Raw genomic sequence first — 23,713 nt, forward strand, 5'->3', positions numbered from 1 at the left:
CCGAAGTGAAATGAGGACCGTCATGACCACCACCATGTACCGTGTGACCAACCCGGCGACCGGCGAAGTCGCCGAAGAGTTCCCCACCAACACCGATTCCGAGATCCTCGCCGCACTCGACCGCTCCGCCACGGCCTTCACCGAGTGGGGCCGGACCCCGGTGGCCGACCGCGCCGCCATCCTCACCCGCGTGTCCGAGATCTACGCCGAGCGCGCCGAGGAGCTCGCCGAGGTCATCCAGCTCGAAATGGGCAAGTCCGTGCCCGAGGGCAAGGGCGAGGTCCAGCTCAGCTCGATGATCTACAAGTACTTCGCCGACAACGCCGAAGCCTTCATGGCCGATGAGCCCCTGCGCGGGCCCAAGGACGCCACCGCGATGATCCGCCGCAAGCCCGTCGGATCGCTGCTGGGCATCATGCCGTGGAACTTCCCCTACTACCAGGTCGCCCGCTTCGCCGCCCCGAATCTGGCCCTGGGCAACACGATCCTGCTCAAGCACGCCCCGCAGTGCCCGCGCTCGGCGCAGATCATGGAAGAGATCTTCATCGAAGCCGGCCTGCCCGAAGGCGCCTACATCAACATCTACGCGAGCAACGAGCAGGTCGCCGACATCATCCTGCCCGATCCGCGCAACCACGGGGTGTCACTGACCGGATCCGAGCGCGCCGGTGCCGCCGTCGCCGCCGAGGCGGGCAAGAACCTCAAGAAGGTCGTCCTCGAACTCGGCGGATCCGACCCCTACATCCTCCTCGACTCCGCCGATGTCACGGCCTCGGCGAAGACCTTCTTCCGTACCCGCATGGGCAACACCGGGCAGGCCTGCAACTCGCCGAAGCGGATGATCGTCATGGACGACCTCTACGACGACTTCGTCGCCTCCATCACCGAGGAGGCCAAGAAGTCCACCCCCGCAACCCCGGGTGAGGAGGGCTCCCGCCTGTCGCCGCTGTCGTCGACGGCCGCGGCCGAGCGCTTCGTCGAGCAGGTCCAGGACACAGTCAGCCAGGGTGCGACCCTGCACGCCGGTGGAAAGCGCTACGACGGGGGCGGCGCCTATGTCGAGCCCGTCGTCCTCACCGATGTGAAGAAGGGAATGCGCGGCTACTACGAAGAGCTCTTCGGGCCCGCCGTCATCGTCTACCGGGTCGGCAGCGAGGAAGAGGCCGTGGAGCTGGCCAATGACACCCCGTTCGGTCTCGGCGCCGCGGTGTTCTCCGGCGATATCGAACGGGCCGAACGCGTCGGCGCCCAGATCGATTCGGGCATGGTCTTCCTCAACGCCCCCGAGGGCACACGCGAATTCCTGCCCTTCGGCGGAGTCAAGCGCTCCGGCGTGGGACGTGAGCTCGGACCGCTGGCCATGGACGAATTCGTCAACAAGCAGCTCGTGTACAAGCAGCACTGATCTGCCCGGACTCCTCGACGGACAGTGTCCGGCCTGATAATGACCGTCGTGGGACACTGTCCGGCCGGAGAGGGCTGTCCGAATTGATTACGATCGGGTTCTGATCTCCGTCAGGGCGCTGTTCCGTTCCAAGGAACAGCGCCCTGATTGTATGCTGAGACCACACACAGCAGATTCTCAGCGGGAGGTCTTCCCATGTCGGCACCGAAGCCGTCGACCCAAGTCAACGCCGCAGCCTCAAAAGGGATCATGCGGCCGGTCAACCGATTCCTCGAACAGTGGATTCCCTCGGCACTGACCTTCGCCATCGTTCTCACCCTCATCGTCGCGGTCCTCGCGTTCATCTTCACCGATGCCGGCCCCACCGCCGTCCTCACCGGCTGGGGTGAGGGGCTGGCCGGTCTGCTCGAGTTCATGACGCAGATGTGCCTGATCCTCCTGCTCGGCCACATCCTCGCCAACACCGGACCCGTGCGGAAGCTGTTGGCCCGGCTCGCCCGTGTCCCGGGCAACGCCACCTTCGCCTATGTCTTCGTCTTCCTCGTCGCCGCACTCGCCAGCCTCATCACCTGGGGTCTCGGCCTCGTCGTCGGTGCTCTGCTCGCCCGTGAGATCGCCGTGCAGTCACGCGAACGCCGAATCAGAGTCCACTTCCCGCTGCTCGTCGCCGCCGGGTACTCCGGATTCGTCGTCTGGCATATGGGCTATTCGGGATCGGGCCCGCTGACCGCGGCCACTCCGGACTCGTTCCTCGCCGAATCCCTCGGGGGACAGACGATCCCCGTGTCCGAGACGATCTTCGCCGGTTGGAACCTGCTCGCCATCGCCGGGGTCATCGTCGTCTGCGGTCTCCTCTTCTTCCTCGTCGCGCCCAAGGCCGGTGCCCCTGTCTACGAACTCCCCGCCTCGGTGAGTTCGGAGAAGAGGTCGCAGATCGATGAAGCGGTCGTCACCCCCGCCGACCGCATCGACGCCTCACGTGTGCTCACGCTGGTCGTCGGTCTCGCACTCGTGGCCTACCTCGTCATCCACTTCGCCCAAGGCGGGGGACTGACCCTCGACATCGTCAACTGGTCGTTCCTCGCCCTCATCCTCCTCCTCGTGCGCAACCCGTTCGAGCTCATCCACCTGACGAAGGAGGCGGCGTCGAACGTCGGCGAGATCCTCCTGCAGTTCCCGCTCTACGCCGGAATCCTCGGCATCATGTCCTCGACGGGACTCATCGCCGTGTTCTCCGACGCCTTCGTCTCGATCTCGAACACCACGACCTTCGGCGTCCTCGCCCTGCTCTCGGCCGGACTCGTGAACTTCTTCGTCCCCTCCGGCGGCGGCCAATTCGCCGTGCAGGGCCCGATCATGCTCGATGCGGCCAACCAGCTCGGCGTCGATCCGACGATCGCGATCATGGCAGTGTCCTACGGCGACCAGTGGACGAACATGCTGCAGCCGTTCTGGGCCCTGCCGGTGCTCGCGATCGCCGGGCTGAAGATGCGCGACATCCTCGGCTACACCGTCATCACATTCCTCGGCTCCGGGGTGGTGATGGCTGCCGCGCTGATCCTGGTCTCCCTCTGAGTCCCAACGCATTTCCCACCGAGGCGGGCGGGGCAGAACCGGCGCGGACACGGTCGGTGAAGCCCCACCTCGGCGAGGGTGAGGCGCTGATCTGCAGATTCGAATGGCATAACAGGGCAAGTGACCGTAAGTGTCCATGTGGTAACCTCCGTTGTTGGCCTTCCCCGCAGGTGCGGGGACTCGGCGAGGACGGAATCTCATTCAGCAACAGCCGTTGATCATGCTCGGTTGAGCACGCTGTTCGACCGGGTCCGATGCCACGACGCAGAAGCGTCCGGATAAGGAGCAGAACAATGTCAGCATCAGTCGACACCCCGCCGGGTGAACCGAAGGGAGAAGCGAAGGGCAAGGCGAAGCCGTCGCTGCCGCCCGTGAACAGACGGGTGTTCATCGCCGCAGCTCTGGTGGCGCTCGCCATCACCGTTTGGGCTCTCATCTCACCGGCCAACGCCGAGGGAGTCCTCGGTGCCGTCGTCGGCTGGACCTCCGATTGGTTCGGCTGGTTCTACGTCCTCCTCGTCCTCGCCGTCCTCGTCTTCGTCATCTACCTGGCGGCCTCCCGCTACGGAAACACGAAGCTCGGCCCCGAACACTCGAAGCCCGAATTCGGCCTCGTCGCCTGGGCGTCGATGCTCTTCGCTGCCGGCATCAGCACCGACCTCATGTTCTTCGCCGTGGCCGAACCGGTCACGATGTACCTCACCCCGCCGAGCACCGAACCCGAAACAGTCGCCGCGGCCCGCGAATCCACTGTGTGGGCGCTCTTCCACTACGGTCTGAGCGGTTGGGGCCTCTACGCACTCATGGGCATGGCGCTTGCCTATTTCGCCTACCGGATGAACATGCCGCTGGCGATCCGTTCGGCGCTGGCCCCGATCTTCGGCAAACGCGTCCACGGGGCGCTCGGTGAGACCGTCGACTTCGCGGCACTGCTGGGCACGATCTTCGGTGTGGCCACCTCGCTGGGCATCGGCGTCGTCATGGTCAACGTCGGCCTCAACACGGTCTTCGGGATCCCGATCGGCACCGCCACCCAGGTCGGCATCGTCGTCGTCGGCGTCGGCGTCGCCACTCTGTCGGCAGTCTCGGGCGTGGACAAGGGAATCAAGTTCCTGTCGATCCTCAACGTCGTCCTCGCCATTGCGCTGAGCCTGTGGGTGCTCGTGGCCGGAAATACGAAGTTCCTGCTCAATGCCCTCGTCCTCAACGTCACCGACTTCGTCCGCCTGTTCCCGAACATGGCCGGACAGACCTTCGCCTTCGAAGACACCGGAACATGGATGACCGACTGGACCCTGTTCTTCTGGGCCTGGTGGATCGCATTCGCCTCGTTCGTCGGACTCTTCCTCGCCCGCATCTCCCGCGGACGCACCATCCGCCAGTTCGTTCTGGGCACCCTGACGATCCCGTTCATCTACATCTTCATGTGGATCTCGATCTACGGAAACTCCGCTCTCGACATCATCCGCAGCGGTGACAAGGAATTCGGCGAGCAGACGATCCTCAATCCCGAGGGCGGGTTCTACGAGCTGCTCTCGCGCTACCCGGCGTTCGCCTTCATCGCCGGTCTGGCCACGCTCACCGCGCTGCTGTTCTACGTCACCACGGCGGACTCCGCGGCCCTGGTGATGGCGAACCTGTCGTCGAACCTGCGCAACCCGCAGGAGGACGGGCGCGCCGGTCTGCGCATCTTCTGGGCGCTGGCGACCGGAGCCCTGACGGTGGCGATGCTGCTCGTCGGGGGCATCGGCGCCCTGCAGAACGCGACGGTGATCATGGGCCTGCCCTTCGCCTTCGTCGTCATCCTCGTCATGATCGGCTTGTACAAGGCGCTGCGGGTCGAAGCGAACCGTGTCGACAGCGTCGATACGAGCCTGCCCGGATCGCTGGCGCGTCGTTCCCGCGGGCCCGGTCACGAGAACTGGCAGCGCCAGCTCGGTCGGGTGCTGTCCTTCCCGAATCAGGCCCGAGCCGAGGAGTTCGAGCAGAAGGTCCTCATCCCCACCCTCAACGAGGTGGCCGAAGAGATGGAAGGCCGCGGAATCTCCTCCCGCTGCGGTCGCATCGATTCCGAAGGCGTGTTCGTCGACGACGGCGAGCTCTTCCAGTTCGAGGTCGACGGAGAAGGGGAGTACCCCTTCCGCTACCAGGTGTGGCCGCACAAGGTCAGCGTGCCGTCGTTCGGTGGAATGGTCCCGCGCGGAACCGGTGAGGACTACTACCGGATGGAGGTCTACCTCGACGGCGGCACCGGTCAGGGCTACGACATCATGGGCTTCTCGAAGGAGCAGATCATCGATGACGTGCTCGACCAGTACGAACGCCACGTCGAATTCCTCCAGCTGCAGGAGAACATCATCCACCGCGATGACTGAACCCGCTGAGGGACTCGTTCGCGGCCGCGGGTGAGCCCCTCGGCCGGGAGCCGACGCCCGGGAGCATCGATCGGAAGGTCGAGGTTCCCGGGCGTTGTCATTGCCGCGCCGAGGCGGTCGGACGTCCGGGCATCATGTCGGCAGATCATCACCCCGCAATCACGCTGCGCAGGGTGCGGGTGACGGACAGGGCCGTGAGTCCGCTGGTGGCGGGGTTCTCGGGGCTGGGAGTCGACCGGATGTCGAAGGAGAAGTCTCCTGCGGACCCGGATGCCCGGATCCGGTGGGCGGACTGGGTCTGACCGGCCACCGCCTGGAGCTCGACCTGCACTCGTCCCAGGGATGCGTCGAGCAGGTGGGCATCGGTGCTGCTGTGGGACAGCCCGCGAGTGGCCCAGGCGAGAGCGACGGCGATATTGACGTTGGCCGGGAACTTCTCGATCGCCTCGGCGGGGTTGCCCGTGAAGACGGTCACGGGGCCGTCCTCGGGGCGAAGGGCACGCAGCCGGTCGGCTTCGGCCTCGGACATCCATGGTCGGATGAGCCCGGTCGCCTCCTTCGACGTGGTGATCCGGGCGGTCTCGAGGCCACCGGCCTGCGCCGCCGCCTCGAGCACATCGAGTCCGCCGATCGCCCCATTGGTCACGTGCAGCCGGCCTGGTCCGGCGAGCAGACCCGCACGGGCATCGGGCTCGGCCAGGGCTCCCACACTGGTGAGGACGAGAGGACGGCCGGCCGCGATGGCGGCGGGGCCGAGCTGGGCGGCGGCAGGGACCCCGGCGCATTCGACGATGACATCGAAATCGGAGAACTGCCTCGGCGGAGTGAGAACGTCGACCACCTCGGCGCCGTGATCGGGACGGTCGGCATGCTTGGCCCGGTCCGAGACCAGGGCGGTCAGTCGGAGCGTCCCGGAACCGAGCTCGGGAGAGAGCAGCTGGGCGACGTGGCGGCCGATGGCGCCGAATCCGAGGAGGAGCACTGAGGTCATGGCCGCACCCTATCGGAGGTGACTGACATGGGACTCAGAACGGAGAGACCGTGGCCTGGGGAGGACAAGAGGGTGGGGCCTGCGAGCTGCGTCAGTCCGACGCGATACGGTTGCAGAATGGACGACGAAACACAGGCGAGCCCCTCCGGCGCAGCCGTCATCGGCGATGACGGACTGGCCCGCACACCGTGGGCCTATGGCGACGCGATGCTGCTGGACTACTACGACAGCGAATGGGGCCTGCCCATCCACGACGAAGCGGGACTGTTCGAGCGGATGAGCCTCGAAGGATTCCAGGCCGGACTGTCGTGGCTGACGATTCTGAAGAAGCGGGACCGGTTCCGCGAAGTCTTCGCCGGATTCGACCCCGATGCCGTCGCCCGCTTCGGTGAAGCCGAGGTCGACACGCTGCTGACCGATCCGGGGATCATCCGTCACCGCGGCAAGATCGGAGCCTGCATCAACAACGCCGCCCGCGTGATCGAACTGCGTGAAGACGGCGGACTCGATGCGTTCCTGTGGTCGTTCCAGCCGGAGCAGACACCTCGACCGCGCGCCGTCGCCGAGATCCCGACGACGGGACCGGAATCCGTGGCACTGTCGAAGGCACTGAAGAAGAGGGGATTCCGCTTCGTCGGACCCACCACGATGTATGCGCTGATGGAGGCCATCGGCATGGTCGATACGCACCTGCTCGACTCCCACCGCCGAGGCGCCTCCGGAGTGTGGTCGGAATGAACGATATCCGCGTCTCTGCGCTCGTCCTCCTCCACCCGCTGCGCCCGGAGCTGCTCATGGTCCGTAAGACCGGGACCACCTCCTTCATGCTGCCCGGCGGCAAACCCGAAACGGGGGAGACGCCTGAGGACACCATAGTCCGGGAGATCGCCGAGGAACTCGGACTCGATCTGGACCGGCACCGGCTGCACGCGCTGGGCACGTTCTCGGCAGCGGCGGCGAACGAGGCCGAACACCGGGTCATCGGTGACGTGTTCTGCTACGACGGGCTGCCGGCGGAACTCGATGAGGAGAGCATCGCGCATCTGGCCGAGATCGCCGAAGCCGGATGGTTCCCCATCGACCCGCTGCCCGCAGACACCGACGTCCGCCAGTTCGCGCCGCTGACTCGGAACGAGGTCATTCCCGCACTGCGTGTCGCGGGGAGATCGGAGGGTGGCTTCGCCGACTGACGAGCTCACGCGGTGCGGCGCTGGAATCCGAGCTCGAGGGTGAACAGGTGCAGGGAGTGCACCAGGGTGATCGCGGCGATGAGGAAGCTGAGTGCGATGTCGACGATGCCGAAGATCGTCAGCGCCGGTGGGCTGACATAGCCGGGCGCCTGCAGGAGAGTGCATCCGATGACGATCGAGCCGGTGAGGATCGCAATCAGGACGGCGCTCGTCGTTCTGCCCATCGCGGCCAGGCACAGCAGTCCGGTGGTGAGCAGCAGTGCGAAGAGGGCGAACACATCGACTCCGCGACCGATGATGAGGACTTCCTGCCACAGGTTTCCATACGTGACCGAACTGTCCGGTTCGGGGGAGTAGTAGGGGAAGAACGATGCGGCGATGACCAGCACCACCAGCGGTCCGTAGAAGCGGGCATAGATGATGTTGGTGCGGCGGATGCGCTCGGTGAGGTCGTCGGTGCTGCGGAGATGCCCGCTCGTCATCGACCGGTCGTCGTCTGTCGCCGTCACTGCGGCCTGCTTTCGATGTCGAAGCTGGTGGCACGCGGACTCGTTGCTGTGCCGGTGCACGGCAGAAACATCGCAATTCTCCGATCAGGGAATAGAGGGATTGTGGTCGACAATGGCCCGAATGGATTAGTTGCAGCCATGCGGGCCAGTACCTGAAACGTATCCAGGAAAGTTACCGCTCGGTGTTCTCGGGCGACAAGGAATTGTCGCGACTCACGGGGCGTGCCCGCGAAATTTCGCATATTCGCACAAAGGTCTTTATGCCGGGTTGTGACTTTATCCCTATTCCGTTCCGCGGGCAGCCGCATTCCTCGTCCGGGCAGCTGCGAGGTCGGGCAACGCACGCTCATCGGCCGCGCGGCCGAGCCGGAGCGAGAGCCGGTCGAGGCATCTGCGGAGTTCGGGGCTGTCGATGACGGTGAAGTCGACGTCCAGGCGAGCCAACGCCAGGGCCATGGTGGTCAGGCTCTGCCCGCCGACGGTGACGAGGCAGCGGTCGTCTTCGAGGGCTTCGACTGTGCCTTCGGCGGAAGTGAGTCTCTTCATCACCGTGGCGGCAGGGGCGTCGACGACAACCTCGGCCGAATGCCGCCACCTGGGTTCTGTCGTATGCCGTTCGACGAAGTCGCCGATGTCGTCGGCCGGCAGAGGGCGAGGAGTGAAGCTGCGACCGCTCGGAGTCTTCGGCACGATGCGCTCGGCGCTGAAGACCCGCCAGGCCCCGGTTCCGGGGTCGAAGGCCAGCAGGTGCCATCGGTGCTGACGGTTGACCAGTCGGTAGGCCTCGACTTCGAGGTGGACCTCTTCGGCCGGGGAGCTGCTCGCGGCATCCGACGTCGGAAGACCACCGGCCTCGGAATCGGCAGCGTCGATGTCGCCGGTACCTGGGTCGGTGGACCCTGCGTCGGCTGTGCCAGGGTCTCCGGTGCCTGAGTCGGCGGAGCCGCCGGGCGGTCGGTCGGCGGACTCGCTGCGGTACGTGAAGCGCAGGCGCTCATGCCGGCGACAGTGGTCGATGAGGGTGACGATGAGGTTGGGATCGACGATCGGCATCGGCTGGTTGCCGACGACCGGAACAGTGAAGTGCGCGAGGCTCTGAACCCGTGCTCGGACCGCGGCGGGCAGAATGCTCTCGAGCTTCGCCAGAGCCAGGGCCGAGGTCTCTTGCATCCCGCCGATGATGCAGCTCAGCCCGGAGTGGAGGCCGACGGCGACCGCCACCGCCTCATCGGCGTCGAACATGAGCGGCGGGATGCCGGCACCGTTGGAGGAGAGGCGGTAGCCGCCCTCGGTTCCGCGCGTGCCGTCGATCGAGTAGCCGATATCGCGCAACGTGCCGATATCGTTCCGGACGGTCCGCGGACTCACTTCCAGACGATCTGCCAATTCCGTTCCCGACCAGGTTCGGGGCACCATCAGCAGTGACAATAACCCGAGCAGCCGTGCTGCAGTCTGTGACATCTCTGCGTCTTCTGTCGTTTAGGAAGACCTCCTGCCTGAACTCAGAATAGCATTATGCAAATCGTTCCGGGGCAGAGCGAAAACAATGAAGTGGCTTCCCCGAATTCGGAGGATCAAACGAAATTGATGCACGATCAGCAGAGTATTCAGAGTATTTCTTCCCCAGTGACAACAGAAACAGAATTCGATGTCGATGACTATCTTGAGTTGTATTCGTCGGCGCGGAAGAAGGACAAAGGGTGGATCCTCGACGAAGTCATGATCCTCACCGGGTGGTCGCGTGACCATGCACGGCGCCGGTTGGCTGCCTTCCGCGTCGGTGAAGACGCCGCCGGGTACGACGATGAGTCCGCCGAACAGTCACGGTCGAGGTGCTGCAAGTACTCACCCGAATCACGTGCACTCCTCGTTCGGATCTGGGAATGGTCGGGGTATCAGAGCGGCAAGTACCTGGCCGCGGTGATGCCGCAGCTGCTCGATGCGGCAGAACGCCACGGCGCACTGGTGCCTGACCGTGAGGGATACAGCCTCGAGGTCCGTGCCGAACTGCTTGCCGTCAGCCCGGCGTCGATCGACCGGTACCTGCGCACCGCGCGAGCCGAGGACTTCCGAGACCGCAGAGTGTCGACTAAACGGTTCACCAGTCCCAGCGAAGACTTCGTCGACTTCGCTTCGGGACCGAACGAGTGCGAACCGGGATTCTTCCTCGTCGACACCATCGCCCATGCGGGACCGACCCGAGCCTCGAACTGTGTCTTCACGATCAGTGCCTCCTGTCTGCACACCGGCTGGGTCTTCACCCGCAGTCTTGCCGACAACGCTCCGGAGTCCATGGTGGAGCTGCTGCAGTGGTCACTCGATGAGGTACAGGGGATTCCCTTCTGGGTCAATGCCATTGAGCTGAGCAATGCTGATGGCGCCGTCCATGAGGCGGCCGATCGGTGGGCACGCAGCCTGGACATCCATTTCAGTCCGGTGCTCAAAGACCCCCGCCGCGATCGGCTTCCGGAAGCGTCGCGACATCAGCACCTCGTCCACGAGTACGGCAACATCCGCCGCTACGACACCGACGAGGCCCGATCTGCGCTCAACGAGCTCTGGCGCGCCGTCGACAACCGTCTCAACTACTTCACCCCCACACGCAAACCCGCGGGGTGGACAGACGGCGGTCACGGCGAGCAGCGCCGCATCTACGACGAGCCGAGCACCCCGTTCGAGCGTCTGCGCGCAGCCGGGGTCATGTCGGCGAACCAGGAGAGCGAACTCAGCGAGTATGCGGACGGTCTCGACCCGGCCAGGCTGACCGAGGAGATCACTTTCTGGCAGAAGCGTCTGCAGGAGCTGGCCGACTGAGTGCCGTTCGGCCAGCGGCCCTCGGCTCTCAGCTCTCAGCCCTCGGCCGTCGGCAGTGCCGCGTCCGAGGGCCGGAGCTTCAGTCTCGTTCCTGCTGCGAGTAGGCGATGAGCGCCCGATACAGATCGATCGGCGCGCAATTGGCACCTTTGGCCAGGGACTTCATGAGTTTGCGGTAGGTCTGGTAGTCCATCTGCGTCGGGTTGTCCGTGGTCACGAGATCGAAGTCGTGCAGCACGGTCAGTGCCCGGGAATCCATGATGGAGAATTTCTTCGGATTGACCACGGTCAGCAGAGTGCTCGCCATCGGGACTCCCACTCCGGGCAGCATCCGAAGCAGCGTCAGACGGAAGCGATTGGGTGTGTCCTCGTCGAGAGCGACACCGGTGACGAAATCGATGTCGTCGGATGAGATCTTCTCGAGACCCGGCAGGACTCCGATGGCCTTCCATTCGGCGACCTTGAGGAAGTGCTTGCGTTTGTATGACTCACGGGTCCGTGTCTTCGGGCCGATGTCGCTGAAGATCTCCGACTCGAGGTCCGTGAGGACATAGAGCGGTTCGAATTTGAGGACGAATGCGGTATCGATGGTGCCACTGGGGGCGTCGCGGTTCAGTTTCGCTGAGTTCATGAGCCGATGGTAGGTGAACATTCTGACGCGCAGGTGAACACTGCTCCGCCGGGTGGACGGCAGACGGGTCGGACACGGCAGGTGCAGTGCAGATGTCGTAACCTCGGACTATGAGCCCCGATCAACAGCCTCAGCGGACGTACACCCCGGCCCTGCTGGGCTTGGTGTGGACGGCGATGTTCGGGTTCTCCGCCTTCTTCTTCAGCTATTCGACGATGGTGACGATCGCAGCGACGGACGGACTGTCGACCGTCACCGGCGGCTCCGTTCTGACGACGATGATGATCGGTGTCATCGCCGCCCAGCCCTTCGCTCCATGGGCCGGCCGGGTCTTCGGGTTCAGGGCCTCGCTGATGTTCGCTCTTGTGCTGCAGTTCCTCGGCCAACTCCTCGGGCTCTTCGTCACCCCGCCCCTGCTGGCGCTCGTCCTCGCCGGCCTCTGCGGTGGTGTCGGGTTCGGGCTCTTCGTCGTCCTCGCCAATGCGGCGGTTCCCGGAACGACCTCGCCGGGACGGATCGGCAAAGCCCTCGGCTTCTTCGGAGGGATCACGTCCTTGGCGGCGGCCCTCGGGGCTCCGCTGGGACTGTGGTTGGTCGAGACGATTCCGATCTGGATCTTCCGCGTCATCGTCTGTGCCTGTCTGCTCCTGGCCATCCCCACGGTGCTCAAGTACGTACCCGGGCGGCCGCCTCGGCGAGGGAAAGACGATGCGGGAGCATCGGAGAGCGGCGCCGGGACGGTCGGGGTGCGGGCCGGACGCAATGAGAGACGGAGCCTGCGGAAGGTGGGACGCCGTGCGGGGGAGGCCTTCGGACTCGTGCTCATGCTCTCTCCGTTCCTCGTCGGCATGATCGTCTTCGGGATCATCGTCGGCTTCGGACCGGGCGAGGACGTCGCGGTGGCGGCACTGTTCATCGCGGGCATGCAGATCTCGGCGGTCATCGGACGCTTCGTCGTCGGGGCCGTGTCGGACAGCTTCCCGCCCTTCGCGCTCAACATCCTGGGCCTCGTCCTGACGGCGATCGGCCTGGTCTGCGCAGTTGTCTTCTACGGCGCAGCGCTGTTCATCGCGATGCTCATCATCGGTCTGGGGCTGGGCGCCATGCAGTCGGCGAGCCTCGTCATGGCCTTCGCCTCGGTCAGTTCGCCGAGCCGGGCCAGCGTCGCCTGGAATATGAACTTCGACATCGGCCTCGCCATCGCCGGAGTGGTCGGCGGCCTCGGGTTCACCTACCTCGGATCCTCTTCGACCTTCCTGGTGTGCGCCCTGGTGCTGCTGGTTGCCGGGGCCCTGTCCTGGATCGCTCGGACCCTGCAGATGCGCAACACCGAGCGCAACTGACACGCTCACCGCGACGGAGTCGGCCGACAGAATGCGGTGCGTGCTGATCGAGAAGACGCCGAGCCGGTCGCTGCCCGAGCCTCTCGGATTGCTCAGCGCTGCTGTGTATCGCTCTGCTGCACGTCGTCGTCGAGCTGCGCCAGCAGTCCGACGGCGGCACGAGTGTATTCGCCGATCCAACGATCGTGGATCCGTTTGATCGGCAGAGGCGCCAGAGCCAGCAGCCGGGTGCGTCCGTCCCTGCGGCCGGTGACCAGCTCTGCGCCTTCGAGCACCCGAATATGCTGCAGCACCGTCGTGCGATCGAGATCGGAGAACTCCTCGCAGACTTCGCCGGTCGTGCGCGGTTGAGTCCGCAGCAGATCGAGGATGCGTCGACGGGTGGAATTGGCAAGTGCTTTGAACACCACGTCATCGGATTCGTTCGAACCCGTTCCCTCGACCAGCGACATGTGGTAAAAATATCACATGACAGATGAGCAGAGCACCCAGAACGCACCTGCCGAACAGAATGATCAGTCCCGCCCGCTGGAGGAGCTGTCCTTCACCGTGACCGGATATGTCTCGAAGACTCCGCACGAAACCTACGAGGCGGTCGCCGATCCCGAGCAGCTCTCGCACTACTTCACCACGGGAGGAGCTCACGGCCGCCTGGAGGCCGGGGGCGAGGTGACATGGGACTTCGCCGACTTCCCGGGGCGATTCCCCGTCGAGGTCGTCGAGAACGTCCAAGACGAGAGGATCGTCATCCGCTGGGAAGGCTCCGACGACTCCGTGGACAAGGACACGACGACGACCTTCGAATTCACTCCCATCGACGACGGGGCACGGACCCTCGTGACGATCACGGAGAAGTCCTGGAAGCTCACCGAAGGCGGCGCGCAGGGCGCATTCGGCAACTGCATGGGCTGGACCGGAATGCTCTCGGCGCTCAAGGTCTGGATCGAGCACGGAATCAACCTCCGCGAGGGCTACTACAAGTAGCCCTGGCGCGCGAACGCCTCGTCGAAGCGCCTGGCGCCAGCGACCTGCATCCCGGCAGCGGCGAGGAGCGCGGCCACGACAAATCTTTAAAGTGAAAAGATGAATCGGCGACGGGCATCTTGTCAATGAAAAGTTCGCTCCGGTACGATCGAGATGTGTCTTATCATCATGGGGATCTGCGTCGAGCCCTGTTGGCGGAGACCGCCTCGGCGATTTCCGAGGACGGCGTGGCCAAGCTGAGCATGCGTGCGCTGGCGAAACGGGCCGGAGTCTCGAACGCTGCCCCGACCTACCATTTCAGTGACAAATCCGGTCTGCTCACGGCCCTCGCGGCCGAAGGGTTCGACCGTCTGGCGGAAGCGATGGCCGGAGTCGACGATGACGGTGGTCTCATTTCCCGCGGAGTCGCCTATGTCGAATTCGCACTCGCGTGCCCGTCTCATTTCACGGTGATGTTTCAGCCGCGGCTGCTCCACGACGACGATGCCGAGCTGATTGCGGCCCGGCAGCGCGCGTGGGCCGCGCTCTCCGACGGAGTCGCGACGACCGGATCGGGGCCGGACTCCGACTTCGGGGTGGCGGCGTGGTCGATCGTCCACGGGTACGCCACTCTGGTTCTCAGCGGGGCGGTCGAGTCCGAAGACGCGCTCAAACAGGCGCACATCGTGGCGGGCCACCTCGTGGAGGGGTCGGACTGGAGCCGTTGAAGGGTCGGTCCGGCAGCTGCGGGATCACTTCCCGGCTGTCTTCTTCTGTCCGGGTTCGAGGCCGTGGGAGTTCTTGATGAAGAACGCGCCGATGATGCCGAGGACGCCGACACAGGCGGCGACGAAGAATGCGACGTTCGCGCCGTGGACCAGGCCCGCCATGCCGTAGGTCTCGGGGTTCCGTGCGGCCGAGACCATGATCGTCACGAGCGCTGCAGTGCCGACGGAGGCGGCGATCTGACGCACCGTGTTGTTCAGGGCGGTGCCGTGGGGGATGAGGTGCGAGGGCAGCTGGTTGAGTGCTGCCGTGGTCACCGGCATCATCACCATGGCCACACCGAACATGCGGATGGTGTTGACGACGGCGAGATAGACGAACGACGTGTCCGGTTCCAGTCGGGCGAACAGGAAGGTCGTGCCCGTGAGCAGAGTGAATCCGGCCACGGCCAGCCACTTGGCGCCGATCGCATCGAAGACACGGCCGGTCACCGGCGACATCAGCCCCATCACCGCAGCACCCGGCAGCAGGGCCAGCCCCGACTCCATGGCCGAGAATGTATTCATATTCTGCATGTACAGGGGCAGCACCATCATGCCGCCGACCATGACGATGAACACGCACATGCCCAGCAGAGTGTTGAGGGTGAACATGCGGTAGCGGAGGATGCGGAACTCGAGGATCGGCTGCTCGAGCTTGAACTGGCGGATGATGAAGAACGTCAGCGTCACCGCGCCGATGGCGAGGGGGATGAGCACCTCGGCGCTGACCCAGCCGGCATCGCCGGCGGTGCCGAAGCCGAAGAGCAGGCCGCCGAAGCCGAGGGTGGAGAGGATGATCGAGAGGACGTCGAGGCGCGGGAAGGTTCGTTCGGTGACGTTCTTGAGCAGGAAGTAGGCGACGGCGAGGTCGATGATCGCGATCGGCAGCATCATGTAGAACAGCGTCTGCCACGGCAGATGGTCGACGATCCATCCCGAGAGGCTGGGGCCGATGGCTGGTGCGAAGGCGATGACGAGCCCGAAGGTGCCCATAGCCGAGCCGCGCTTCTCGACGGGGAAGATCGCGAACAGGATCGTCTGCATGAGCGGCATGATGATGCCGCCGGCCGAGGCCTGGATGACACGGCCGATGAGCATCACCGGGTAGACCGGCGCGATCGCACACACAAGGGTGCCGACGATGAATAGGCCCATGGCCGTGAAGAACAGACCGCGCGTGGTGAACTTCTGGATGAGGAAGGCGGTCACCGGGATCATGATGCCGTTGACGAGCATGAAGCTCGTCGTCACCCACTGGGCGGCGCCGGAGGTGATGTGGAAATAGTGCATGAACGCCGGCAGGGCGGTGTTGAGCAGCGTCTGGTTGAGGATGATGACGAACGCGCCGGAGACGAGCACGGCGAGGACGAGGTTCCGGTTGACCGGGGTGCCTTCAGCCGAGTCCTTCTGGTTGCTGTCTCCGTTCGTCAATGGCATCCCCTCACCTGTTCGTCATCTGCGTCTCTTCTCGTCCTTCAGCGACATCCTGCCTGAGGCGGTGTGCTGAATCGGCCCCTCTTCGCGCGCGGTAGTCAATTCCCTAGTTATATAACCGCTTCATGCAGTTTAGCGCACCACTCTCGCCGAGGCGGCCGCGGGGCGGTGTGAGATTCGTCGAGTTCATCTGCCGGCCGGCGAGGGCGGAGATCGGTCGCCGGTGCGGATGATTCCGACCGCGGCCCCACAGGAGGACCGCGGTCGGGCTCGCAGCGGACGATCAGCCGCCTCGGCGAAAGGTCAGGTCAGCCGGCCGGCCGGTGACTGGGTCTTGTTCGGGTCGGTCTCCGGCAGATCGCCGAGGACCTCATCGATGCGGGCGAGGACGTCCGCGCTGAGGGTGACCCCGGCCGCCTCGGCGTTCGAGGCGATCTGCTCGGGACGGGAGGCGCCGACCAAGGCGGTGGCGACATTGTCGTTGGCGAGCACCCAGGCGATCGCCAGCTGAGCCATCGTGATCCCGAGCTCGGCGGCGATCGGTTCGAGCTTCGCCACGGCAGTCAGCTTTTCGTCGTGAAGGTAGCGGCTCTTGATCGACTCCGCACCTCCGCCGTCCTCGTCGGTTGCCCGGGATCCGGCAGGCAGCGGCTCGCCGGGCTTGTACTTGCCCGTCAGGACGCCCTGGGCGATCGGTGACCACACGATCTGGGAGATGCCGAGTTCCTGCGACGTCGGGACGACCCGGTCTTCGATGACCCGCCAGAGCATGTTGTACTGCGGTTGGTTCGACACCAGCTGGATGCCGAGGTCGCGGGCCAGATGGTGGGCGGCGCGCAGCTGGTCTGCGTTCCATTCGCTCACCCCGATGTAGAGGGCCTTGCCGGCGCGAACGATGTCCGCGAAGGCCTGCATCGTCTCTTCCAGCGGAGTCTCGTAGTCGTAGCGGTGGGCCTGATAGAGGTCGACGTAGTCGGTGCCGAGCCGGCGCAGCGAACCGTTGATCGACTCCATCATGTGCTTGCGCGACAGGCCGGTGTCGTTGTGGCCGCGCGGGCCGGTGGGGAAGTAGACCTTTGTGAAGATCTCGAGCGATTCGCGTCGTTGACCGGCCAGCGCATCGCCGAGGACCTGTTCGGCCACCGTGTTCGCATAGACGTCGGCGGTGTCGAAGGTCGAGATTCCCGCGTCGAGAGCGGCATGCACGCACTTCGTGGCCGTCTCGTTCTCCACCTGCGAACCGTGGGTGAGCCAATTGCCGTAGGTGATCTCGGAGATCTTGAGTCCGCTGTTTCCCAGATATCTGTGCTCCATGACCTCAGCCTACGACCGGACGGAGGACTGGGGAACCCCTCGCCGAGGCGGCAGTGGCGCCGGTGCATCGCGGCGATTCGCCAGTTCGGTACACCCTGCTCTGAAATGCTCACTGAAGAAAGTGGGCAATTCAGAGCAGGGTGTACCAGAACTCCTGTCCCAAACAGTGGGCTCACTCTGTGCACGGGCTTCGCATCTCCCGCCTCAGTGCGCCGGCGCGGCATTCTCGGCGATGTGCCCTCGCATGGTGGCCGCGAACGCCGCAGAATCGCCTGCGCGCAGATGGTCGACCAGCTTCTCGTGTTCGGCGATGATCTCGTCGCAGCGATCGAGCAGGTGACGACTGTTCATGAACAGGATGAAGCGGTGCCGGTCGGACAGCAGCGAATACATCTCGAGCATCACCTGGCTGTCGCCGGCTTCGACGAAACCGCGGTGGAAATCCAGGGTCAGTTCGATGAATCGGGCCACGTCCGCCTCGGCGAAGGCGGTCCGCTGCTGCGTGATGAGCTCATCAAGGCCGGCGGCCAGTCGCTGTCGCAGGGCTTCGGGGGCGCGGTCGACCGCGGTTGTCTCGAGGATGTAGCGTGCGTCGGCGAGTTCGGCGATGGTGCGTTCATCGACGCCTTGGACGACGGCTCCGCGCTTGGGGTAGATGCGGATCCAGCCCTCGTCCTGCAACCTGGCCATGGCCACGCGGACCGGGGTGCGGCTGACACCGATCTCGGTGGCCAGAGCCGCCTCGCCGAGCATCGTCCCCGGTGTGTGCCCGCCGTCGAGGATCTGGCTTCGAATGACCTGGTAGGCGCGTTCGGCCGCACTCGGCGTCTCGGTCTGCGCGCTCATTCCTCGGCTCCCCGACCGCTCGCAGGGCTTGCCTGATCGCTCCCGGCTCCCCGACCGCTCGCAGGGCTTGCCTGATCGCTCCCGGCTCCGCGTCGAGCGTGGTCGCTCGTGCCCCTGCTCGGCTGGTCGGTCGTGCCCTCACCCAGCTGGTCGAGGGCGTCCTCACCTGGCTGGGACGGCGCTGCCGGCGAACGATCGGCCGCCTCGGCGGGGGCGGGTCGACCGGGGCAGCTCATCAGCGGGATCGCCCGGAACGAGAACCCGACGGCGATGACGAGGACGAATGTGGCCATGAGGTTGATCCAGAGGAACCCTCCGGCGCCGAGCACGGACCCGGCCATCGCGGCCATGAGCGCACCGCCGAGGTTCATCGCCGAATCCGAGGCGCCCTGCAGCGGCACCTTCGCATGGGGCGGCACCGAGGCGGTCAGCAGGGACGAACCCCCGATGAGGAACATCGACCACCCGATCCCCAGCAGAGACAGCGCGGTCGACAGCAGCACCATCGACGACTCCGGAGCCATCGCGTCGATGACGCCGAGGATGATCGTGAGCGTGAAGATGCCCGCCCCACCGGCGATGACGATGCCGGGACTCCACCGGTCGGCCATCCACCCGAAGACAGGGGAGAGGGCGTACATGCCGGCGATGTGGATGCTCACGACGACGCCGATCGCCCCGAGGGTGAACTCCTGATGATCCATGTGCACCGGGGTCATGACCATGACGTTGGTCATCATCATCTGCCCGGCGATGATCGTGACCATCGCGAACAGCGGCACCGGGCGGGCCAGGGCGAAGCGCAGAGCTTCCCCGAGCTTCATCGGCGGCAGGGGAGCGGCCGCCGCGGTGCCGGTTGAGGTTCCGATGGGAGCGCCGACGCCGGCGGATTTCGTCAGCGTCGATGCGGCCAGGGTGGCCAGCGCGAAGGCGACCATCGAGATGAGATAGGGGCCTGCCAGACCATTCATGCCCAAGGTCTCACCGAGGTGGGCCCCGGGAGCGGTGAAGCTCGGTCCCAGGACGGAGCCGATGGTCGTCGCCCACACCACCAGCGACATCGCCCGTCCGGCGGCCGCGGGGTCGGCGAGGTCGACCGCGGCGTAGCGGGCCTGCAGGCCCGAGGCGGTCGAGGATCCGCACATCATCATCCCGAGCATGAACAGCGGCAGGAACTGGAGGGCGACACCGACGAGGACGACCACTGCCCCGAGCGTGCCGATGCCGAAGCCCAAGGTCAGGGCCTTGCGGCGCCCGGTACGACCGGCGAGGACGGCAAGGGGATAGGCGATGAGTCCGGCGCCGAGGATGACGCTCATCTGCGCGAACCCGGCCATCGAGGTCTGCCCGGAGATCTCTTCGGCCAGCAGTCCGCCGACGGCATAGCCTGAGGCGATGCCGGCTCCGGAGAGGAGCTGGGCGGTGATGAGTTTGGCCTGTTCGCGAATGTGGCTGGTCATAGTGGTCTCACGTCGTTGTGGCGGCTTGGACCCCATCACAGTAGCTTGCATCCATCTTGGATACAACACGTGATCGAGGGGCGGGACGGGGTGAGACGGGCGAGCCGCGGTAGGAAACGTGGTGGGATGAGGCCGGTGCCGGTGCCGGTGCCGGTGTCGTGGAGAGAGCTAGAGCCGGGAGGTGCGCAGCCCGATGGCCGCCTGCGTCGCCGCGATGAGACCCAGCCCGATGACCGGGACGACAGGCGATCCGACCGCTTCGAGGCCGAAACCGAAGGCCAGCGGGCCGATCGCGGCGAGCGCGACTCCGACGGCCGAGGTCACCGCCGAGACCGATGCCGTATGGGCGGGGGAGCGGCCGAAGTTGACGATCTGGCCATAGGAGGCGCCGAGGCACAGACCCTGCGAGATGCCGAGCAGCACGGTGATGAGCACGGCGGCCGATGATCCGGCGGTGAGGAGAATGATGAGTCCGATGACGGCGAGCAGCGGTGCCGCCGGGGTGATGATGCGGGCGAGACCGCGCCGCAGGACGATCGGGGCGATGAGTCCGAAGGGGATGGCGACGATGCTGATGAGCGAGGTGAAGCCGCCCGCGACCTGCTCGGTCATTCCGTCGCGGACGAAGACTGTCGGCAGCCATGCCGAAGTGGTGTAGAACGTCAGCGAGGTCACGCCCAGGTAGAGGGCGAGCAGCCAGACCGCTGGGTCGGTGACCACCCTGGGAGGTCGGGCTGCCTCGGTGACGGGATCGGGCTCCGGCGTCGGGCCGGCGGGTGCGCGGCATGAGTAGAGCGTCCACAAGGCGAGCGCGAGCACCGAGCATACGGCCCAGGTCAGCAGGGTGCCCCGCCAGCCGAGCCCCGTGAGCTCGCGGATCGGGACCGTTGCACCCAGGGCCAGCGCCGGACCGAGGCTCAGCGACATCGAATAGGTGCCGGTGAGGCGCGCTCGGACCTCGGCGCTCTCGGCCGTGATGATCGAGGGCACCAAGACGGTGCAGACGGCGATCGCGAACCCCAGCAGCCCGGTGCCGATGAGCAGCGGCGCCTCACCCGGGACCGAGCGCACGGCCATGCCCATGACGACGGCGAGCAGGGAGACGCCGACCGTCCGGTTCCTCCCGAGCCGCTTCGCCAAGGCAGGGGCGATGGGGGCCGCCATGAGGGTGAGCGCGAGCGGGATGCTCGTCAACAGCGACAGGAAGGTCTCCCCGTGTCCGGTATCGGACTTCATCACCGGCACGAGCGGGGCCAGAGAGATCGTCGGGATCCGCAGAGTCAGACCGATGAAGAGGAGCGCGGCGACGGCGATGAGAAGCCTCAGGAGCGTTCGCCGAGGCGGTGGCTGAGCACCGGCGGGACGGGAGACGTCGGTCATTGCTCAGCATCTTAGTCCTCACCTGGTTCGACACCGGGCGACGGGGTGGCAGATGGCAGTCGGGGAAGCGATCTACGTGTCGACGACGGTGATGTGCCGGTCGCCTCCGGGAGTGACGAGCTCGTCCACGGCGGCGGCCGCGAAGTCCTCGACGCTGATCCTCGAGCGTCCGTCCCGTCCGAGCAGGAGCGTCGTCGTCCCGCGCTGATAGTCGCCGAGGCGGTCGCCGGGTTCGAGAATCGCCGGAGGACTGAGATAGGTCCAGTGGTTCCCGGCGTGATTCCGGCAGACCTCGAGTTGGGCGACGCTGGTCGCGGCAAGCTCCTTCCATTCGTCGGCGACGAACTCCGAGTCGTCGACGACGAGCAGCTTGGGATCGTTCGGTGAGTGAAGTGGTCCGGCGCCGCCGATGATGAGCAGCGGGGCCTGCGCACGGGCGCTCGCTGTCAGCACCGCCTCGGTGAGGGTGAGAAACTGCGTTGTCCGGCCGGGCGCGGCCCGGACGGTGAGTACGGCCGCATCGGCCTCTGTCAGCGCTTTGTCGAGGTCGGATGCGATGTGTGCGTCGACAGTGATCGACTGGACTCTGGGGCGGGTTGCGGCGGTCAGGCCGGCGGATGTGCTGTTCGGGTGGCGTGAGGCGGCGATGATGTCATGGCCGCGGTCGGCCGCCTCGGCGACGATGCGGGATCCGACCATACCGGTGGCTCCGATGACGGTGATCTTCATGCTGCGGGCTCCTTCTTCTTGTGATTCGGTGTGCGTGGACGGGCGAAGACAGTGGGGGAGAGCTGCCCGCACGCGAGCGCTGCCAGCGCGAGGGCGAATCCGGTGATCTGTGCGGGGTTGAGGCTCTCACCGGCGAAGACGATGCCGAGGCCGGCGGCCACGAGCGGTGAGAGCAGCCCGAGCAGGGCAGTCGCGGTGACCGGCAGGCGAGAGAGACCGCGGAACCACAGGGTGTAGGCGAGGAGTCCGCCGATCGCGCCCAACCACAGGTAGCCGGCGACGCCCGGGGCATCGACGTGGGCGGGGACGCCTTCGATGAACAGGGTGGGTACGAGGAGGACGAGCCCACCGGCACTCAGCTGCCAGCTTGCGAAGCCGATCGGTCCGATCCCCGGCGGCAGTCCCCATTTCTTGACGAGGATGACACCGGTGCCCATCGACGCGGCACCGAGGATGCCCGCCGCGACGCCGAGGCCGTCGAACCCGGCGACGGGGCCGAGGACGACGAGACCGACGCCGATGACGCCGACGATGCCCCAGCTCAGGCGCCAAGCGGACAGGCGCTCGCCCAAGACGAGGACGGCGAGGACGGTGACGAGGATCGGCTGGGTGGCACCCAGGGTGGCGGCGACCCCGCCGGGCAGACGGGCCGCGGCGACGAAGAGGAGCGGGAAGAAGACCCCGATGTTGAGCGTTCCGAGCACCGCCGCCTTCCACCACCATGCGCCTGTGGGTAGACGGCGAGCGATGAGGAGGCCGATGAGGCCGGCAGGCAGGGCACGCATGAGTGCGGCGAAGAGTGGGTGGCCGGCGGGCAGGAACTCGGTGGTCACGAGGTAGGTCGTGCCCCAGACCGCCGGGGCCAGGGCCGTGAGGGCGGTGGTGCCGATCCGTGGAGCGGACGGCGAGCTGATCGGAGGGGCAGATGCGGTCGTCGATGTCATGACTCCAGCTTCAGCCGTGCCCTGGCCATGAGTCCAACACATAGTTTTCATCGAATCAATGAACTGACATCATGAATAGATGGAATTGCAGCAGCTGCGCTATGTTCTCGCCGTCGCCGAGGAACGGAATTTCACCCGAGCGGCGGCGAAGACGCACGTCGTCCAATCCGCGCTGAGCCATCAGATCAAGGCTCTCGAGCGCGAGCTCGGTGTCCGGCTCTTCGCCCGCACCAGCAGACGCGTCGAACTCACCTCGGCGGGTCGGGCGTTCGTCACTGGTGCCCGGGCCACTCTCGATGCCGCGGAACGGTCTGTCGCCGAGGCTGTCGCTGCGACCGGTCAGATGCGCGGAAGTCTCACGGTCGGGGCGATTCCGACGGTGACCCGCCTCGATCTCGTCAGCGTGCTCGGAGAGTTCCACCGGTCTCATCCGCAGGTGAGCATCGGCATGAGCGTGGGCGGCAGTCTCGATTTCATCGACCGGATCCGGGCCGGGACGCTCGATGTCGCGGTCCTCGGTCTGCCCGAAGATGTGGAGCCGGCAGGGGTGGCGAGCACTGTTCTGGCTCGTGAGAAGCTCGTGGCTGTGCTTGGTCCGCATCATCGGTTCGCCGGTCGCAGACGGCTGCGGTTAGCCGACCTGGCTGATGAGCCGTTCGTCGACTTCCCCTCCGACAGCCCCGGTCGATCACAGTCCGATCGGGCCTTCGCCGAGGCGGGGCTGACCCGCACGGTCGCGTTCGAATCGATGCTCGTCGACATGATGCTCGACCTCGTCGCGCAGGGACTCGGCATCGCACTGCTCGCTCCGGCGGTCGTGCCGGACGGACGCGGCCTGGTCACCGTGCCCGTGACCGGCGGGCCGCGGCGCGTCGAATACCTCGCGTGGAGCGAATTCAACCCGAGCCCGGCTGCGTCGGCATTCGTTGAGTCGGCACTGGCCTCGGTCGATCCGGAGCCTGCCACGGTCGATGCGGAGCCGGCCACGGTCGGGTCCTCGACCGGCAGCCGATGAGAATCTTCGGAAGTCGGCCTGGGGTCTG

At 65.8% G+C, this 23,713-nt stretch carries 22 protein-coding genes; 10 read left to right on the top strand and 12 right to left on the bottom strand.

The window, feature by feature from the left end:
• The first annotated feature begins 22 nt into the window (after nucleotides 1-22).
• The 3 genes from GUY37_RS03390 (at nucleotide 23) to betT (ending at nucleotide 5,355) form a co-directional block, all read left to right on the top strand.
• A complete protein-coding gene (locus GUY37_RS03390) occupies nucleotides 23-1,405 on the top strand; it encodes an NAD-dependent succinate-semialdehyde dehydrogenase (protein ID WP_166822196.1) in 1,383 nt (460 codons plus the stop codon).
• A 195-nt stretch (nucleotides 1,406-1,600) separates the two neighbouring features.
• The gene (locus GUY37_RS03395) at nucleotides 1,601-2,980 is read left to right on the top strand and encodes a short-chain fatty acid transporter (protein WP_166822199.1); all 1,380 of its coding nucleotides are present in this window, start codon (nucleotides 1,601-1,603) and stop codon (nucleotides 2,978-2,980) included.
• Between the two features lie 293 nt (nucleotides 2,981-3,273).
• The gene (gene betT, locus GUY37_RS03400; protein ID WP_166822201.1) at nucleotides 3,274-5,355 is read left to right on the top strand and encodes a choline BCCT transporter BetT; all 2,082 of its coding nucleotides are present in this window, start codon (nucleotides 3,274-3,276) and stop codon (nucleotides 5,353-5,355) included.
• A 148-nt stretch (nucleotides 5,356-5,503) separates the two neighbouring features.
• Here betT and GUY37_RS03405 read toward each other — a convergent pair whose 3' ends face one another.
• Nucleotides 5,504-6,346 carry an aspartate dehydrogenase domain-containing protein gene (locus tag GUY37_RS03405; protein WP_166822204.1) on the bottom strand — a complete coding sequence of 281 codons (843 nt, stop codon included), beginning with the start codon at nucleotides 6,344-6,346 and terminating at the stop codon, nucleotides 5,504-5,506.
• A 117-nt stretch (nucleotides 6,347-6,463) separates the two neighbouring features.
• Here GUY37_RS03405 and GUY37_RS03410 point away from each other — a divergent pair, with 117 nt between their 5' ends.
• Nucleotides 6,464-7,084: a DNA-3-methyladenine glycosylase I gene (locus tag GUY37_RS03410; protein ID WP_166822207.1), complete on the top strand. Its 621-nt coding sequence runs from the start codon at nucleotides 6,464-6,466 to the stop codon at nucleotides 7,082-7,084.
• A complete protein-coding gene (locus tag GUY37_RS03415; protein WP_166822210.1) occupies nucleotides 7,081-7,536 on the top strand; it encodes an NUDIX hydrolase in 456 nt (151 codons plus the stop codon). The genes GUY37_RS03410 and GUY37_RS03415 overlap by 4 nt, the downstream gene beginning before the upstream one ends.
• A 5-nt stretch (nucleotides 7,537-7,541) precedes the next feature.
• Here GUY37_RS03415 and GUY37_RS03420 read toward each other — a convergent pair whose 3' ends face one another.
• The gene (locus GUY37_RS03420) at nucleotides 7,542-8,045 is read right to left on the bottom strand and encodes a hypothetical protein (RefSeq protein WP_166822213.1); all 504 of its coding nucleotides are present in this window, start codon (nucleotides 8,043-8,045) and stop codon (nucleotides 7,542-7,544) included.
• Between the two features lie 282 nt (nucleotides 8,046-8,327).
• Nucleotides 8,328-9,506 carry a helix-turn-helix transcriptional regulator gene (locus GUY37_RS03425; RefSeq protein ID WP_228278337.1) on the bottom strand — a complete coding sequence of 393 codons (1,179 nt, stop codon included), beginning with the start codon at nucleotides 9,504-9,506 and terminating at the stop codon, nucleotides 8,328-8,330.
• 165 nt (nucleotides 9,507-9,671) lie between these two features.
• Between GUY37_RS03425 and GUY37_RS03430 the strand changes: the two genes are divergently transcribed.
• On the top strand, nucleotides 9,672-10,859 hold the full coding sequence (locus GUY37_RS03430; protein ID WP_166822220.1) for an integrase: 1,188 nt from the start codon (nucleotides 9,672-9,674) through the stop codon (nucleotides 10,857-10,859).
• Between the two features lie 79 nt (nucleotides 10,860-10,938).
• Here the strand turns inward: GUY37_RS03430 and GUY37_RS03435 are convergent, their stop codons facing one another.
• Nucleotides 10,939-11,490 (bottom strand): hypothetical protein, encoded by a 552-nt coding sequence (locus tag GUY37_RS03435; protein ID WP_166822223.1) that lies wholly within the window; start codon nucleotides 11,488-11,490, stop codon nucleotides 10,939-10,941.
• A gap of 110 nt (nucleotides 11,491-11,600) precedes the next feature.
• On the opposite strand from GUY37_RS03435, the gene GUY37_RS03440 reads away from it, so the two are divergent.
• Entirely contained in the window at nucleotides 11,601-12,833 is a 1,233-nt protein-coding gene (locus GUY37_RS03440) for an MFS transporter (protein ID WP_166822226.1), read from the top strand.
• A 92-nt stretch (nucleotides 12,834-12,925) separates the two neighbouring features.
• Here the strand turns inward: GUY37_RS03440 and GUY37_RS03445 are convergent, their stop codons facing one another.
• Complete coding sequence (locus GUY37_RS03445; RefSeq protein ID WP_166822229.1) at nucleotides 12,926-13,285, bottom strand: ArsR/SmtB family transcription factor; 360 nt, start codon at nucleotides 13,283-13,285, stop codon at nucleotides 12,926-12,928.
• 16 nt (nucleotides 13,286-13,301) lie between these two features.
• Here GUY37_RS03445 and GUY37_RS03450 point away from each other — a divergent pair, with 16 nt between their 5' ends.
• Nucleotides 13,302-13,817 carry an SRPBCC domain-containing protein gene (locus GUY37_RS03450; RefSeq protein ID WP_166822232.1) on the top strand — a complete coding sequence of 172 codons (516 nt, stop codon included), beginning with the start codon at nucleotides 13,302-13,304 and terminating at the stop codon, nucleotides 13,815-13,817.
• A 155-nt stretch (nucleotides 13,818-13,972) separates the two neighbouring features.
• Nucleotides 13,973-14,524 carry a TetR/AcrR family transcriptional regulator gene (locus GUY37_RS03455; protein ID WP_208094745.1) on the top strand — a complete coding sequence of 184 codons (552 nt, stop codon included), beginning with the start codon at nucleotides 13,973-13,975 and terminating at the stop codon, nucleotides 14,522-14,524.
• A 24-nt stretch (nucleotides 14,525-14,548) separates the two neighbouring features.
• Here GUY37_RS03455 and GUY37_RS03460 read toward each other — a convergent pair whose 3' ends face one another.
• From GUY37_RS03460 to GUY37_RS03490, 7 genes are all read right to left on the bottom strand, one after another.
• A complete protein-coding gene (locus GUY37_RS03460) occupies nucleotides 14,549-16,000 on the bottom strand; it encodes an MDR family MFS transporter (protein WP_166822237.1) in 1,452 nt (483 codons plus the stop codon).
• Nucleotides 16,001-16,300: 300 nt separating this feature from the next.
• On the bottom strand, nucleotides 16,301-17,311 hold the full coding sequence (locus GUY37_RS03465) for an aldo/keto reductase family protein (protein WP_166822240.1): 1,011 nt from the start codon (nucleotides 17,309-17,311) through the stop codon (nucleotides 16,301-16,303).
• A 204-nt stretch (nucleotides 17,312-17,515) separates the two neighbouring features.
• Entirely contained in the window at nucleotides 17,516-18,157 is a 642-nt protein-coding gene (locus GUY37_RS03470; RefSeq protein WP_166822243.1) for a GntR family transcriptional regulator, read from the bottom strand.
• The gene (locus GUY37_RS03475; RefSeq protein WP_228278338.1) at nucleotides 18,154-19,617 is read right to left on the bottom strand and encodes an MFS transporter; all 1,464 of its coding nucleotides are present in this window, start codon (nucleotides 19,615-19,617) and stop codon (nucleotides 18,154-18,156) included. Before GUY37_RS03475 ends, GUY37_RS03470 begins: the two co-directional genes overlap by 4 nt.
• Before the next feature lie 168 nt (nucleotides 19,618-19,785).
• Nucleotides 19,786-20,997 carry an MFS transporter gene (locus GUY37_RS03480; protein WP_166822246.1) on the bottom strand — a complete coding sequence of 404 codons (1,212 nt, stop codon included), beginning with the start codon at nucleotides 20,995-20,997 and terminating at the stop codon, nucleotides 19,786-19,788.
• Nucleotides 20,998-21,069: 72 nt separating this feature from the next.
• The gene (locus tag GUY37_RS03485; protein ID WP_166822249.1) at nucleotides 21,070-21,726 is read right to left on the bottom strand and encodes an NAD(P)-dependent oxidoreductase; all 657 of its coding nucleotides are present in this window, start codon (nucleotides 21,724-21,726) and stop codon (nucleotides 21,070-21,072) included.
• Entirely contained in the window at nucleotides 21,723-22,670 is a 948-nt protein-coding gene (locus GUY37_RS03490) for an EamA family transporter (protein WP_208094746.1), read from the bottom strand. The genes GUY37_RS03485 and GUY37_RS03490 overlap by 4 nt, the downstream gene beginning before the upstream one ends.
• A 79-nt stretch (nucleotides 22,671-22,749) precedes the next feature.
• Here GUY37_RS03490 and GUY37_RS03495 point away from each other — a divergent pair, with 79 nt between their 5' ends.
• Complete coding sequence (locus GUY37_RS03495) at nucleotides 22,750-23,685, top strand: LysR family transcriptional regulator (protein ID WP_166822255.1); 936 nt, start codon at nucleotides 22,750-22,752, stop codon at nucleotides 23,683-23,685.
• The last annotated feature ends 28 nt before the right edge of the window (nucleotides 23,686-23,713 follow it).

Source organism: Brevibacterium limosum, from assembly GCF_011617705.1.
In the GTDB taxonomy this organism is placed as follows: Bacteria; Actinomycetota; Actinomycetes; order Actinomycetales; family Brevibacteriaceae; genus Brevibacterium; species Brevibacterium limosum.